1 pseudogene is annotated in these 545 nt (G+C 73.2%); it reads right to left on the bottom strand.

What is annotated here, in order from left to right:
- Window positions 1-545: pseudogene (locus IY392_RS18890) on the bottom strand (hypothetical protein); the annotation flags it as partial.

The following is a 545-nucleotide window of genomic DNA, read 5'->3' on the forward strand; positions in this document are numbered from 1 at the left end:
GGCCCGCCGCGCCCGCCGCCGTTCCTGCGCGGTCCTGCGGCTCCACGTCCGCGTGGCCTGGCTGGTGAGCAGCAGCAGGATCAGGACGTTGACCGCCAGGGCGAGGTAGCCGCCGAGAACGGTCCCCAGTTCGGCGTCCGTGGTGACGCGGCCGGACTCCGTCGAGACGATGCTCACCACCGTGAGGGTGAGAAGCCACACGCGCGGTCTGGCGTACCCCAGGTAGGTGAGCAGGGCCAGGACGCCCATCGCCCCGTAGACGCCGCCGATGAACACCGCGAGCGCGATGATCGCCGGCACCACCTCGGATCGGTCGAGACCGGCGAACTCCTCCATGCCCTGGTCCCCGAGAATGTCGCGCAACGCCAGCACAACCAGGACGAGAACGCTCGCCCCGACCAGTCCACAGCCCGCGGTGAGTGCGGCCGGACGCGGCAGGTGTCCGGGGTCGGGGGCCACGTCGTCGGCCGGGCGATCAGCGTCCCCCGACGCCACCCCGCCCTCCGCCTGGGGGTCGTCGTACCCGCGGGCGGCCCGCACCAGCC

The sequence above is a fragment of the Dietzia sp. SYD-A1 genome (assembly GCF_015356725.1).
GTDB lineage: Bacteria > Actinomycetota > Actinomycetes > Mycobacteriales > Mycobacteriaceae > Dietzia.